The following is a 14,130-nucleotide window of genomic DNA, read 5'->3' on the forward strand; positions in this document are numbered from 1 at the left end:
CATAACGTTGTTAAGTATTAATCATAGACCGTAGGGATCGGCTGGCGCTTATGCTGGGTACGTAAATAAATTGCAATCAGCTTTTCTTCAACTTCTTTTGATACGTCTTTACCTTCTAAGAAATCATCAATTTGATCATAGCTCACACCGAGTGCATCTTCATCAGCAAGGCCAGGGCGATCACACTCTAAATCAGCAGTTGGCGTTTTGGTTACCAGTAATTCTGGCGCACCTAAGGTTTTAGCGAGCAATCGAACTTGACGCTTAGAAAGACCAAACAATGGCGCTAAGTCACAGGCACCATCGCCAAACTTAGTATAAAAGCCAGTAATGTTCTCAGCGCTGTGATCCGTACCAACCACTAAGCCTTGCGTTAATCCTGCAATTTCATATTGCGCTATCATGCGCTGACGCGCCTTTACATTACCTTTGGTAAAATCGATAGCACTTTGTGCTGGTGGCTCAATTGCTGCTGCTTCAAGCGCTGCTAGAGCTTCTGAATGCATACCATCGGTTGCAGGCTTAATATTTACAGTGACGCGCTTTGATGGTTGAATAAAATCCACTGCCAATTGCGCTTCATCTTCGTCGGCTTGCACACCGTAAGGTAAGCGCATTGCAATAAACTGATATTTATCTGTAGCTTGCTCGTTATTAAGCTCATCAACGGCTAATTGACAAAGCTTACCACAAGTAGACGAATCAACACCGCCAGAGATACCTAGCACTAGACTACGCGTACCAGATTCCACCAGCTTACCTTTAATAAAAGCGACTCGACGGGTAATTTCTGCTTGAGGATCGATTGAAGGCAATACCTTCATTTCAGCCATGATTTCAGCGCGCACTGGTTATCTCCTGTGTTATAAACCTAGATGTGATTTAATTTCTGCAAGTTCGCTGCGTAATTCAGCAACTTCTAATCTTAATTGTGCCACTTCATCACTTTGATGGCTAGTTGCAACAGCCGGTTGCGCATTCGAATTCATCGCTTTAAGTTCTGATATATCCACATCACCGAATAAATGCATAAAGCGCGATTCACGCTTGCCAGGCTCACGCTCTAGTTTCACAACATAATCCTGCTCTACTAAATCATTTAAAGCACTTTCCACTTCAGTCACATTGCTAAAGTCTGCTAATCGATTTGAACGTGTTCTCAGTTCACCGGGTGTTTGTGCGCCACGGACAAGCATTAGGCAAATAATGGCCTTTTGCTGATCGGATACCTTTATTGAACCAAATTCTGTATTACAAAAACGATGCGCATATTTATTTACACGACCTGAAAGCCCTTCATCAACAGTCACTAAGCGCTTTGTTATAAGCGAATCTAAACCATCTTGTACTTCTGACTCTGATAAATCTAATACAGGATCTCGATTAGACTTTTGATTGCATGCGTTAGTGAGCCCATTGAGCGAAAGAGGGTACTGATCTGGTGTGGTTTGTTGTTTTTCCAGTAAGCAGCCAATAATGCGTTGCTCAACTAATGATAAATTTAAGTCCATGAATATCCTCTTTCATCTAAAATTAACATGATACATTTAATGCATTTCAACCAATAATAAAAGCAGTTATCGTATTAAAATTATTATATTGAATTCTAGCTGACTGAAATATAAACTGTTTAGCCCAAAGAAATGAAATTTATTAATGGAATAATAATGCATATAAAAAAGACCCTTCTCGCAATATCACTGCTAACACTGATCACCGCATGTGGCAGTGATAATGAATCAAATTCCGAACCAGAAATTGGTAATTGGACTGTTACTACGCAATTTAATTGGGGCGATGAGTTCAACGAAACATTGCCAACAACAATTAATCCTAATGTTTCCGATCCTGATGGAGATGCCTTAACGTATCAATGGCGACTACTTAGCGAGAGCGACAAAGTAACGCTTACTAACACAAGCGCTGCAACACTTAGTTTCGATTACCCAATGTCTACCTCGGAAGACGTGTATAACTTAGCATTTGAATTAACTGTTACAGATGAAAAAGGTGCTTCTGTCAGTGATACCTTTGAAAAAGATTTTAATGACTATGTATATCTAGCTCTGCCTAATGATGTAATCGCCACTGTAGGGCAAAATGTAACGATTACTCCTGAGATGTTTGGCAGGTTAAGCTATATCAGCCATTACCAATGGCAGGTGAGTTCTGAACACGACATAGAATTAATTGGTGCAGATACAAACCAAGTATCATTTATTACCCCTCACTCTGGGACACCAATTTCCTTGTCACTTACGGCGACTCATATTAACGGTCACGATGAAGTACATCTGATGGAAATACCGATCACTCAATAGCTAAAAAGAATATAAACCCCCATCCCAGATGTGGGTTTTCTTAACCCTCTGAAACTTCCATTTCAAAGTTTAAATAGTAAATAAGCAAAGACAGAAATCCAGCCTACTGACGAACGGGTTCTTTTTATCTCTCAAAAATTCGTTCACAAAAGTTTAAATAATCGAAAACAAAAAACCCGCCAATTGGCGGGTTTTTTACTAAACCATGTGAGGTTTGATTACTTCTTACGAGACTGAAGTACTTTGATCTGCGCAATCGCTTTTGAAAGCTCAATTGCCGCTTCAGCATAGTTGAAGTCTGCAGCAGATGCGTTCGCCATATGCTCTTCAGCTTGACGCTTCGCTTCTAACGCAGTTGCTTCATCTAAGTCTTCTGCACGTGTTGCAACATCAGCAAGAACAGTTACAGTGCCAGGTTGTACTTCTAACGTACCACCTGCGATGTAAATCATTTCTTCTTCGCCGTGCTGCTTAACAAAGTTAACCATACCAGGCTTTAGGGGTGTTAGTAGTGGTGCGTGGCCGTGTAAAATACCTAGCTCACCTTCACTACCAGTTACTTGAAGTGATTCAACGCGACCAGAGAAAATTGTCTCTTCTGCGCTTACTACGTCAAGATGTATAGTCATTGCCATAACAGCCCCCTAATTACATGTCTTTGGCTTTTTCGATCGCTTCGTCGATTGAACCAACCATGTAGAACGCTTGCTCTGGAAGATCGTCATAGTCACCACCTAAGATGCCTTTGAAGCCCTCAAGAGTATCTTTCAGTGATACGTATTTACCAGGTGCACCTGTGAATACCTCAGCTACGAAGAATGGCTGAGATAGGAAACGCTGGATCTTACGAGCACGTGATACAACTTGCTTATCTTCATCAGATAGCTCGTCCATACCTAGGATTGCGATGATGTCTTTAAGTTCTTTATAACGCTGAAGAACTGTTTGAACACCACGTGCAACGTCATAGTGCTCTTGACCAATTACTAATGGGTCAAGCTGACGAGATGATGAATCAAGTGGATCGATCGCTGGGTAAATACCTAGTGACGCGATATCACGAGAAAGTACAACTGTCGCATCTAAGTGAGCGAACGTAGTCGCTGGAGATGGATCCGTTAAGTCATCCGCAGGTACATATACTGCTTGGATAGACGTGATTGAACCAGTCTTAGTTGATGCGATACGCTCCTGAAGTACACCCATTTCTTCAGCTAGTGTAGGCTGGTAACCTACCGCTGATGGCATACGACCTAGAAGTGCTGATACTTCTGTACCCGCTAGTGTGTAACGGTAGATGTTATCAACGAAGAAAAGTACGTCACGACCTTCGTCACGGAACTTCTCAGCCATTGTAAGACCTGTAAGAGCAACACGTAAACGGTTACCCGGTGGCTCGTTCATCTGACCGTAAACAAGCGATACTTTATCAAGTACGTTTGATTCGTTCATTTCATGGTAGAAGTCATTACCCTCACGTGTACGCTCACCAACACCTGCGAATACTGAGTAACCGCTGTGCTCGATTGCGATGTTACGGATAAGTTCCATCATGTTTACTGTTTTACCAACACCCGCACCACCGAAAAGACCAACTTTACCACCTTTAGCGAATGGACATACAAGGTCGATTACCTTGATACCAGTCTCTAAAAGTTCAACTGAGCTGCTCTGATCTTCGTAGCTTGGTGCTTCACGGTGGATAGAGTAACGCTCTTCTTCACCGATTGGACCCGCTTCATCAATTGGGTCACCAAGTACGTTCATGATACGACCTAGTGTCGCTGTACCAACTGGAACCTTGATAGGCTCGCCAGTTGTGTCTACTTCAGTACCACGACGTAAACCGTCAGTAGTACCTAGTGCGATACCACGTACCACACCGCCGCCAAGCTGCTGTTGAACTTCTAAAGTCAAACCAGCAAGCTCACCGCTTGTTACTTTTAGTGCGTCATATACGGCTGGCACGTTGTCTTGTGGAAACTCGATGTCCACAACGGCGCCGATAATTTGGACGACCTTACCTAAACTCATGTCTATTCCTCTCGTTAACTTTGCCAACCGTTAAACGGCTGCTGAACCTGACACGATTTCACTAATTTCTTGTGTAATCGCGGCTTGTCGTGCTTTGTTGTATACCAGTTGTAACTCATCAATTAAGTCACCTGCGTTGTCTGTTGCGGCTTTCATCGCAACCATACGTGCAGCTTGTTCAGATGCAGCGTTTTCAACAACACTCTGATATACCTGAGACTCGATAAAGCGTTTAATAAGAGTTTCTAAAATTGCCTCTGGGTTTGGCTCATATAAGTAATCCCAAGAGTGGCTAGAAACTTCTTCGTCAGCTTTAGGCAAAGGTAATAACTGATCGATCACTGGCTCTTGCTTCATGGTGTTTACAAAGTTGTTGTAAACAACAAACAAGCGGTCAATTTTTCCTTCAGAGTATGCGTCTAGCATAACTTTTACAGGACCAATTACGTCCTGAATTGAAGGAGCATCACCAAGCCCTGCTCTGCTTGCTAATAGCTCACCACCAAAACGCTGGAAAAAGCCTGCTGCTTTGCTACCTAGGGCAGCAAATTCAGCGTCAACGCCTTTTTCTTTCCACGCTTTAACGTCTAGTGCAACTTTCTTAAACTCGTTTGAGTTTAAGCCGCCACATAGACCGCGGTCAGTAGAAACAATAATGTAACCAACTTTCTTTACATCACGTTCTTCTAAAAACGGGTGTTTAAAGTCTAAGTTAGCCTGAGCAACACGACCGATCACTTTGCGTATATTTTCAGCGTATGGGCGGCTTGATGCCACGCGATCTTGTGCCTTCTTCATTTTAGAAGCGGCAACCATCTCCATTGCGCTGGTGATCTTCTGAGTATTTTTAATACTCCCGATCTGTGATTTTATCTCTTTTCCGCCGGCCATGACTTATCTCCGAATCAGTGGTGACCGAAGTCACCATTCAATAACTTACCAAGTTTGTGTAGATTTACACTTCTCTAAAAGCTCTTTAAGTTGAGCTTCGATCTCGGCGTTGTAGTTACCCGTTTCGTTGATTTCAGTCATAAGCGCTGAATATTCACTGTTAGCGAAAGAGATTAACGCAGCTTCGAAATCAAGTACTTTGTTGATTTCGATGTCTTTTAGATAACCTTTTTCAGCAGCGAATAATGACAGAGACATTTCAGCAACAGACATTGGAGCGTACTGCTTTTGCTTCATTAGCTCAGTAACACGCTCACCATGCTCTAATTGAGCACGAGTTGCATCGTCAAGGTCTGACGCAAACTGTGAGAACGCTGCTAGTTCACGATACTGTGCTAGCGCTAGACGGATACCACCACCTAGTTTCTTAACGATCTTAGTTTGTGCTGCACCACCAACACGCGATACCGAGATACCAGCGTTAACAGCTGGACGGATACCTGCGTTGAATAGGTCAGTTTCTAGGAAGATCTGACCATCCGTGATTGAGATAACGTTTGTAGGTACGAACGCAGATACGTCACCACCTTGAGTCTCAATGATTGGAAGTGCAGTTAATGAACCTGTCTTACCTTTCACTTCACCGTTAGTGTACTTCTCAACGTAATCAGCGTTTACACGTGATGCACGCTCTAGAAGACGTGAGTGAAGGTAGAATACGTCACCTGGGTATGCTTCACGGCCTGGTGGACGCTTAAGTAGTAGTGAGATCTGACGGTAAGCAACAGCTTGCTTAGACAGGTCATCATATACGATTAATGCATCTTCACCGCGGTCACGGAAGTATTCACCCATAGTACAACCAGCAAATGGCGCTAGGAATTGTAGCGCAGCTGATTCAGAAGCAGATGCAACAACAACGATTGTGTTTTCAAGTGCACCGTGCTCTTCTAACTTACGTACTACGTTAGCAATAGTAGACGCTTTTTGACCAACCGCTACGTACACACACTTAACGCCTGTGTCTTTTTGGTTGATGATAGCATCGATTGCTAGTGCAGTTTTACCAGTCTGACGGTCACCGATTACTAGCTCACGCTGACCACGACCTACTGGAATCATCGCATCGATAGACTTATAACCAGTTTGTACTGGCTCGTCTACTGATTGACGCTCGATTACACCTGGTGCAATCTTTTCTACAGGTTCGAAACCTGCAGCTTCAACAGCGCCTTTACCATCAATTGGCTCACCTAGTGTGTTAACAACACGACCAAGTAGTTTAGGGCCAACTGGTACTTCAAGGATACGACCTGTTGCTTGTACTTTTACGCCTTCTTTAAGGTCTGCGTATGGACCCATTACTACTGCACCTACTGAGTCGCGCTCAAGGTTTAGTGCGATAGCATAACGGTTGCCTGGAAGCTCGATCATCTCACCTTGCATACAGTCAGCTAGACCGTGAATGCGGATGATACCGTCAGTAACAGATACAATCGTACCTTCGTTACGTGCTTCACTTACAACTTCGAACTGCTCAATACGTTTTTTGATTAGTTCTGAAATTTCAGTGGAATTAAGTTGCATGCTCTTCTTCCCAATTACGATTGTAGTGTTGTTGAAAGACGATTTAGCTTGCCGCGTACTGTTCCATCAATCACAGTATCGCCAGCTTTAATCACTAGACCGCCCATAGTGTTAGCATCAACACTACAATTCAGCTTAACTTTGCGTGCGAAGCGTTTTTCCAATGCTGCGCTAAGAGTAGCTTGCTGCTCTGCAGAAAGCTCAGTAGCAGAAACCACGTCAACGTCGATTTCTTTGTCATATTCTGATTTAAACTCAGCATATAACTTAGCAACAGCAGGAATAGCGGCTAAACGCTCATTTTCGGCCATTAGCTTGATAAGATTCTGACCCAGTTCGTTGATCTGCTCAGCACCAAGCTTGATGATAACATCAGCTTGCTCTTTTGCAGATGGGATGCTTGAAAGTAGGGCTTTAACCTGCTCATCGCTAGCTAATGCGCCAGCGAAGAACAACATTTCATTCCAACTTTCTACAGCACCTTTTTCAACCGCTAGGTCAAAAGCCGCTTTCGCGTATGGGCGAGCGATGGTAGTCAATTCAGACATGCTCATACCCTCCTATTAAAGCTGCGCAACAAGTTTTTCAACGATGTCGCTATGTGCCGCTTCATTGATCTCGCGCTCTAAAATTTTCTCTGCGCCAACAACTGCTAGAGTAGCAACTTGTTTACGTAGTTCTTCTTTAGCACGGTTACGCTCAGCTTCTACTTCTGAGTGACCTTGAGCAATGATAGCTTGACGCTCCTCTTGACCACGAGATGTCTCGTCATCAACGATTTGTGTCGCACGCTTTTTAGCTTGTTCAATAATGTCAGCTGCTTGCGCTTTCGCTTCTTTAAGCTGGTCAGCTGCTTTCTGCTGAGCAAGCTCTAAGTCTTTTTCAGCTCTGTCTGTAGCAGCTAAACCTTCTTCAATTTTTTTCTGGCGAGCTTCAATTGCGCCGTTTAGCGGTGGCCATACATATTTCATACAGAAAAGTACGAAAACCGTAAACGCAATTAATTCACCAATTAGAGTGGCAGTTAAGTTCACGACCGCTCCTCCTTAAATAGTTTGCTGTTCAACGATTAATAAAATTAAAGTACGAACAACAATACCATTGCGATACCTACACCGATCATTGCTACCGCATCGATAAGACCAGCTAGGATGAACATTTTAACTTGTAGTGAAGGCGCAAGTTCAGGCTGACGAGCACATGCTTCTAGGAATTTACCACCCATGTTACCGAAACCGATAGCAGTACCGATTGCACCGAAACCGATAAGTAGAGCAACAGCGATGAATTTTAAGCCTGTAACTAGTTCTAAAGCTTCCATTTATTTCTCCAAAATTTTAAATGTAAATTAAAGTTAAAGTTAAAAAAATTAGTGATTGTCTGAGCTTGCCATGCTTAGGTAAACGATCGTAAGCATCATAAATACGAATGCTTGAAGAACGATTACTAAGATATGGAATACTGCCCAAATAAAGTGTAATGGTAACTGCATTAAGCCAACTGCACCGATTAGGATGAAGATAAGCTCACCTGCATACAAGTTACCGAACAAACGCAGTGCTAGCGAGAAAGGCTTAGCAACTAGTGCGATTGTTTCTAAAAGTAGGTTACAAGGGATTAAGAACAACATACCGATTTTGTTCTTAGTGCTGAATGGGTGAAGCGTAAGTTCAGCGATGAAACCTTTGATGCCTTTAATTTTAATTGAGTAGCCAATCATCAGGAAGAATACGCCTAATGCTAATGCAGCAGTCATATTAATATCTGTGGTTGGTACTATTTTCATGTAGACATCGTGTGAATCCACACCAAACGCTGATTCGCCAACAAAGCCAGCAAACGCAGGTAAGAAGTCAACAGGAATTAAGTCCATTAGGTTCATTAAGAAAACCCAAACAAAGATGGTCAGTGCAAGCGGAGCAATTAACGCGCTCTTACCATGGTAAGTATCACGTACGTTATCGCCAACAAACTCAACAATCATCTCAATGAAACATTGAAACTTACCCGGTACACCGGTAGTTGCTTTATTTGCTGCACTACGGAAGATCCATAAAAATAAGATCCCTAATCCGATAGACCAAGCAAGGGTATCGATATGCCACGTCCAGAAACCACTGTCAGCACATGCTTTGTTGAAGGCAAGACCAGCATCGGTCGAACACATCTTAGCATTTGTTAAGTGGTGCTGAATGTGACTCGATAGAGTTACTTCTTCAGCCATGTTTTATCCCAAAAGTTAATGAAAAAAAATCGGTGCAAACCAGCTCACAATCATCACCAACACATAAACCGAGAAAAATGGTAACAACACCACTGTTGACGACTTAAGTACCAGTGCGAATAGCAAAATGGTTAATAAATACTTTAATCCAGCTCCTCGTTTAATCGAGGAATATACTTGTTGTACTTGTCTGGCCCCTGCAAAGCGAAACGCATAAAGGGTATATACAAAATTGGGAAGCAACGCGACAAATCCGCCAATTAACGCCGATTTACCCGCTAACACTCCCCAACCAAGCCAAACTACTAACGCACTCACAAGTGCTACTACGCCCTGCAAATAAATAAACTTCAGTGCTTTGGTTCGTAAAGGTTTTGCTAAAGAATTTGCCACAAAAATAATCAACCTTCACGATGCACAATGAAACAGGGTACAAAAAACTGGCAAAATTATACTTATTTTTGCCAGATTTGCAACTTGAAAGCCGTTTATTTATAGGCTTTTGGAAGGTGCATAAACAGGCTTTAAACCGTGATTTTTATGCAAAATTTAAGGTATTTTTAGACTATTAGTTAATATTAATGAAATGTATATCGAAAATTAATATAACGTTAATTGATTTTCTCTAAAATACCGTCAAGTTCATCAAGAGAGGTATACGAAATAACTAGTTTACCTTTGCCTTTCTGATTGTAGTCAATTTCAACTTTAGCCCCTAAGTTTTGAGCAAGCTGCTGTTCTAACTGCAATACATCTGGATCTTTTTCTTTTGGTTGCGCTTCAGGCTTAGGTTCAAGCACTGAACGCACTAGTTTTTCCGTTTCACGCACGGTAAGCGCTTTTGCTACTACGATACGCGCTGTGGCCGACTGGTCTTCACCATCAAGTGCTAATAAACAGCGGGCATGACCCATTTCAATGTCGCCGTGCTCGAGTAAACGTTTAACATCTTCATTGAGATTATTTAAACGCAGTAAATTAGTGACGGTTGTACGTGATTTACCAACAGCATCAGCAACTTGTTGATGTGTCAGCTCAAATTCGTTCAATAAACGGTCAAGTGCAACTGCTTCTTCCATTGCATTTAAGTCTTCGCGTTGAATATTTTCAATTAATGCAATGGCAACAGCCGCTTCGTCAGGCACTTCTTTGATTAAACAAGGAACAACCTCTAGCTTAGCAAGTTGCGCCGCACGCCAGCGACGTTCACCGGCAATAATTTCGTAGCTATTATGTGCAATTGGACGCACCACAATTGGCTGAATCACCCCTTGTGCGCGGATTGAAGAGGCCAGTTCTTCAAGTGCCTCTTCTGACATGTCTTTACGCGGCTGATATTTTCCTGGATGTAAGAATTCAATCGGGAGTTTTTGTAGCTCACTTGGCGGCGTCGCTTTTGCAGATTCATTAATACCGTCAGTTTGCGCGACTGATTGTTCTTGAACATCTTGCGCTTTTGGTTTTGCAGATGTTAACAGGGCATCCAAGCCGCGCCCTAAACCACGTTTTTTAGGAGACATTCATATTCCTCAGAAATTAAGCAACGGCCTGACTTTTTTTCTCTTTACGACGCAGCATTTCTCCAGCTAATGCAAGATATGCTTTAGCACCACTTGATGCGCGATCATAGTACATTGCAGGCGCACCAAAACTTGGCGCTTCAGCTAAGCGTACATTGCGAGGGATTACCGTGCGGTATACTTTTTCACCAAAATGTTGTTTTAATTGGTCAGACACGTCATTTGCTAGACGATTACGCGGATCGTACATGGTTCGCAAGATGCCTTCAATTTCTAATTTTGGATTTACTAATTTAGCAAGCTGCGTGATGGTATCCATCAGCGCAGTTAAACCTTCTAATGCAAAATACTCGCATTGCATCGGCACAAGTACCGAGTCTGCTGCGGCCATTGCATTTACCGTTAACATATTTAGCGAAGGAGGGCAGTCAATAAAGATAAACTCGTACTGGTCGGCTATTTTTTCAAGCGCGTTGCGCAAGCGAATTTCTCGCGCGTACATTTCCATAAGCTTCACTTCAGCAGCAGTTACGTCGCCATTTGCTGCAATTAAGTGATATTCACCAGAAGTTTCTTTAATAACAACGTCATCGAAAGGTTTTTCTTCAACAAGCAGATCGTAAGTAGTGGCAATTTCATCGTATTTGTCGACGCCGCTACCCATAGTCGCATTACCTTGTGGATCGAGGTCGATTAACAGCACTTTACGCTTAGTAGCAGCCATTGACGCTGCTAAATTTACCGCAGTGGTGGTTTTGCCAACCCCACCTTTTTGGTTTGCAATTGCAATGATTCTAGCCACGGTGTCCCCTAACAAATTAGTTCTTTTTTAGAATTATTAAATGCCTTTCGGCATCCAGCTCAGGCACTGTTAATACTACTTTATCTTGGTATTCAATCGAGGCCGGTAATTGGTCAATTTCTTGTTCAGGAAATTGCCCTTTTAGCGCAATAAAACGACCAGAGTGATCCACTAAGTGCTGACACCAGTCTACCATATCTTGCAAAGATGCAAAGGCACGACTTAAAACGCCATCAAATGGTTGTTCTGGTTGATATTCTTCAACGCGAGATTGCACCGGAGTAATATTTTTAAGCTTTAAATTTAGCTTAACTTGATTTAAAAAACGAATGCGTTTGCCAAGGCTATCTAATAACACAAATTGTTTATCAGGATGAGCAATTGCTAATACCACACCTGGTAAGCCAGGGCCCGTACCAACATCAATATAGTGATTGCCGTCTAAATGCGGTGCAACAACCAGTGAATCAAGAATGTGTTTAACCACCATTTCTTGTGGATCACGAACAGATGTTAAGTTGTAAGCTTTATTCCACTTATCAAGCATTTCAACATAACTAACCAGTTGCTGTTTTTGCGTTTCAGATAATGAAATGGATGTTTGTGCCAATAAGGCATCTAATTTATTGCGAATCACGTAATGAACCCAGAAAGCAGCAAATCAGCACTAAGCTGATTTGCGTAATAAACCTTGTTTTTTTAAGTACACTAATAATAGCGAAATTGCAGCAGGTGTTATACCTGAAATTCGTGATGCTTGGCCGATAGTAGTTGGACGTACATCAGTTAACTTGGCAACAACCTCATTTGATAAACCCGATACCTTGCTGTAATCAAAGTCAGCTGGCAATAAGGTATTCTCATGGCGTAATTGCTTATCGATTTCGTCTTGCTGACGTGCAATATAACCTGCGTACTTAATTTGAATCTCAACTTGCTCATGCGCTTGTGCATTATTAGTTTCAGGTGCTAAGCCGTCAATCGCAACCAGATCGTTGTAACTCACTTCAGGGCGCTTGACCAGATCAGCAAGACTTGCTTCGCGCGTTAATGGCATCTTCAGTAAGGCATTAACATTTTCAAGTGCCGGGTGATCTTTATGGATCCACGTATCTTTTAAGCGCTGAGACTCAAGCTCCATCACTTCGATCTTTTCATTGAATGCCTGCCAGCGTGCATCATCAACTAAACCAAGTTCACGGCCCTTTGCTGTTAAGCGTAGATCGGCATTGTCTTCGCGCAATAATAAACGGTATTCAGCACGGCTTGTAAACATGCGGTACGGTTCTTTTGTACCAAGCGTTGCTAAGTCATCAATCAATACACCTGTGTATGCTTCATCACGGCGTGGTGTCCAAGCATCTTTACCTTGTACTTGTAACGCAGCATTCATACCTGCAATTAAGCCCTGCGCGCCGGCTTCTTCATAACCGGTAGTACCGTTAATTTGGCCCGCAAAGAATAAGCCATTGATAAACTTAGTTTCTAAAGATTGCTTTAAATCACGAGGATCGAAGAAATCATATTCAATTGCATAACCAGGACGGCAAATATGGGCATTTTCAAAGCCTTTAATCGATCTTACGATCTGCATTTGCACATCAAACGGTAAACTTGTCGAAATACCATTTGGATATAATTCGTGTGTAGTAAGGCCTTCCGGCTCAACAAAGATCTGGTGCTTGTCTTTGTCTGCAAAACGCATGATCTTATCTTCAATCGATGGACAATAACGTGGGCCAATGCCTTCAATTACACCAGCATACATTGGTGAACGATCAAGGTTATTGCGAATAACGTCATGCGTTTTTTCATTAGTGTAAGTGATATAGCACGGGATCTGCGTTGGGTGATCCGATTGTTTGCCCATAAATGAGAATACAGGTGTTGGCGTATCACCTGGTTGAGGCTGCATTACCGAAAAATCAACAGTACGTGCATCAATACGTGGCGGCGTACCTGTTTTTAAACGATCAACACGGAATGGTAATTCACGTAAGCGTTTAGCAAGGGCAATAGAAGGTGGATCACCAGCACGACCACCGCTAAAGTTTTCCATACCAATGTGAATTGTACCACCTAAGAAAGTGCCAACAGTTAATACCACGCTTGGCGCTTCAAATTTAAGCCCCATTTGTGTCACAACACCTTTTACGGTATCGCCATCAACAATAAGATCATCGCACGATTGTTGGAAAATGGTGAGGTTTTCTTGGTTTTGCAAGGTTTGCTGAATTGCTTCTTTGTAAAGCTTTCTATCAGCTTGTGCTCGTGTAGCACGTACCGCTGGGCCTTTAGAAGAATTAAGCGTTCTAAATTGAATGCCACCTTTATCGATCGCTTGTGCCATAGCGCCACCAAGTGCATCGATTTCTTTAACCAAATGGCCTTTACCGATCCCACCGATCGCAGGATTACATGACATTTGACCTAAGGTATCAATATTATGAGTCAACAGTAATGTTTTCATTCCCATGCGTGAAGAAGCGAGTGCTGCTTCTGTACCAGCATGTCCACCACCAACAACAATAACGTCAAATTGTTCATGAAATAGCATGTAAAGGATCCTGCGTAATATCCGAGTTAGATTTTGAAAGGATGCATATTCTACCTAGAAATTCTAAGAAGTGAAACGATTAAATAATGAACACGATCTAAAGAGCTGATCTAATATAAAATAAATGATCTTTAGAAAGATCTTGTTATTTTTATTATATAGTAGCCCTGTTTCTGTTGATAACTCTAACTACA

The 14,130-nt window shown here is 42.3% G+C and carries 16 protein-coding genes; 1 reads left to right on the forward strand and 15 read right to left on the reverse strand.

The genetic code is table 11. From position 1 onward, the window contains the following. Nucleotides 1-17: 17 nt before the first annotated feature. Nucleotides 18-848 carry an ammonia-dependent NAD(+) synthetase gene (nadE, locus tag AN214_RS08735; protein ID WP_054979382.1) on the reverse strand — a complete coding sequence of 277 codons (831 nt, stop codon included), beginning with the start codon at nucleotides 846-848 and terminating at the stop codon, nucleotides 18-20. A 15-nt stretch (nucleotides 849-863) separates the two neighbouring features. Continuing rightward, complete coding sequence (locus AN214_RS08740) at nucleotides 864-1,511, reverse strand: YceH family protein (RefSeq protein WP_054979383.1); 648 nt, start codon at nucleotides 1,509-1,511, stop codon at nucleotides 864-866. Nucleotides 1,512-1,667: 156 nt separating this feature from the next. On the opposite strand from AN214_RS08740, the gene AN214_RS08745 reads away from it, so the two are divergent. Continuing rightward, a complete protein-coding gene (locus AN214_RS08745; RefSeq protein ID WP_054979384.1) occupies nucleotides 1,668-2,321 on the forward strand; it encodes a PKD domain-containing protein in 654 nt (217 codons plus the stop codon). A gap of 218 nt (nucleotides 2,322-2,539) precedes the next feature. Here AN214_RS08745 and AN214_RS08750 read toward each other — a convergent pair whose 3' ends face one another. From AN214_RS08750 to mnmG, 13 genes are all read right to left on the reverse strand, one after another. Then, entirely contained in the window at nucleotides 2,540-2,956 is a 417-nt protein-coding gene (locus tag AN214_RS08750) for a F0F1 ATP synthase subunit epsilon (protein WP_038638651.1), read from the reverse strand. 13 nt (nucleotides 2,957-2,969) lie between these two features. Continuing rightward, nucleotides 2,970-4,355, reverse strand: coding sequence for a F0F1 ATP synthase subunit beta (atpD, locus tag AN214_RS08755; protein ID WP_054979385.1), 1,386 nt, complete (start codon nucleotides 4,353-4,355; stop codon nucleotides 2,970-2,972). 30 nt (nucleotides 4,356-4,385) lie between these two features. Beyond that, a complete protein-coding gene (gene atpG, locus AN214_RS08760) occupies nucleotides 4,386-5,246 on the reverse strand; it encodes a F0F1 ATP synthase subunit gamma (protein ID WP_010561334.1) in 861 nt (286 codons plus the stop codon). Between the two features lie 45 nt (nucleotides 5,247-5,291). After that, nucleotides 5,292-6,833: a F0F1 ATP synthase subunit alpha gene (gene atpA, locus AN214_RS08765; protein WP_010561333.1), complete on the reverse strand. Its 1,542-nt coding sequence runs from the start codon at nucleotides 6,831-6,833 to the stop codon at nucleotides 5,292-5,294. A gap of 14 nt (nucleotides 6,834-6,847) precedes the next feature. Next, the gene (gene atpH, locus AN214_RS08770) at nucleotides 6,848-7,381 is read right to left on the reverse strand and encodes a F0F1 ATP synthase subunit delta (protein WP_054979386.1); all 534 of its coding nucleotides are present in this window, start codon (nucleotides 7,379-7,381) and stop codon (nucleotides 6,848-6,850) included. 15 nt (nucleotides 7,382-7,396) lie between these two features. Continuing rightward, the gene (gene atpF / locus AN214_RS08775) at nucleotides 7,397-7,867 is read right to left on the reverse strand and encodes a F0F1 ATP synthase subunit B (protein WP_010561331.1); all 471 of its coding nucleotides are present in this window, start codon (nucleotides 7,865-7,867) and stop codon (nucleotides 7,397-7,399) included. Nucleotides 7,868-7,911: 44 nt separating this feature from the next. Continuing rightward, nucleotides 7,912-8,154 carry a F0F1 ATP synthase subunit C gene (atpE, locus tag AN214_RS08780; RefSeq protein ID WP_054979387.1) on the reverse strand — a complete coding sequence of 81 codons (243 nt, stop codon included), beginning with the start codon at nucleotides 8,152-8,154 and terminating at the stop codon, nucleotides 7,912-7,914. A gap of 48 nt (nucleotides 8,155-8,202) precedes the next feature. Next, nucleotides 8,203-9,057 carry a F0F1 ATP synthase subunit A gene (gene atpB / locus AN214_RS08785; RefSeq protein ID WP_054979388.1) on the reverse strand — a complete coding sequence of 285 codons (855 nt, stop codon included), beginning with the start codon at nucleotides 9,055-9,057 and terminating at the stop codon, nucleotides 8,203-8,205. A gap of 15 nt (nucleotides 9,058-9,072) precedes the next feature. Continuing rightward, on the reverse strand, nucleotides 9,073-9,450 hold the full coding sequence (locus tag AN214_RS08790) for an ATP synthase subunit I (protein ID WP_010561328.1): 378 nt from the start codon (nucleotides 9,448-9,450) through the stop codon (nucleotides 9,073-9,075). Nucleotides 9,451-9,668: 218 nt separating this feature from the next. Next, entirely contained in the window at nucleotides 9,669-10,577 is a 909-nt protein-coding gene (locus AN214_RS08795) for a ParB/RepB/Spo0J family partition protein (protein WP_054979389.1), read from the reverse strand. Between the two features lie 16 nt (nucleotides 10,578-10,593). Then, on the reverse strand, nucleotides 10,594-11,379 hold the full coding sequence (locus tag AN214_RS08800; RefSeq protein ID WP_054979390.1) for a ParA family protein: 786 nt from the start codon (nucleotides 11,377-11,379) through the stop codon (nucleotides 10,594-10,596). 16 nt (nucleotides 11,380-11,395) lie between these two features. Further along, the gene (gene rsmG, locus AN214_RS08805; RefSeq protein ID WP_054979391.1) at nucleotides 11,396-12,016 is read right to left on the reverse strand and encodes a 16S rRNA (guanine(527)-N(7))-methyltransferase RsmG; all 621 of its coding nucleotides are present in this window, start codon (nucleotides 12,014-12,016) and stop codon (nucleotides 11,396-11,398) included. A gap of 30 nt (nucleotides 12,017-12,046) precedes the next feature. After that, entirely contained in the window at nucleotides 12,047-13,936 is a 1,890-nt protein-coding gene (gene mnmG, locus AN214_RS08810) for a tRNA uridine-5-carboxymethylaminomethyl(34) synthesis enzyme MnmG (RefSeq protein ID WP_054979392.1), read from the reverse strand. Between the last annotated feature and the right edge of the window lie 194 nt (nucleotides 13,937-14,130).

The sequence above is a fragment of the Pseudoalteromonas sp. P1-9 genome (genome assembly GCF_001399975.1).
GTDB lineage: Bacteria > Pseudomonadota > Gammaproteobacteria > Enterobacterales > Alteromonadaceae > Pseudoalteromonas.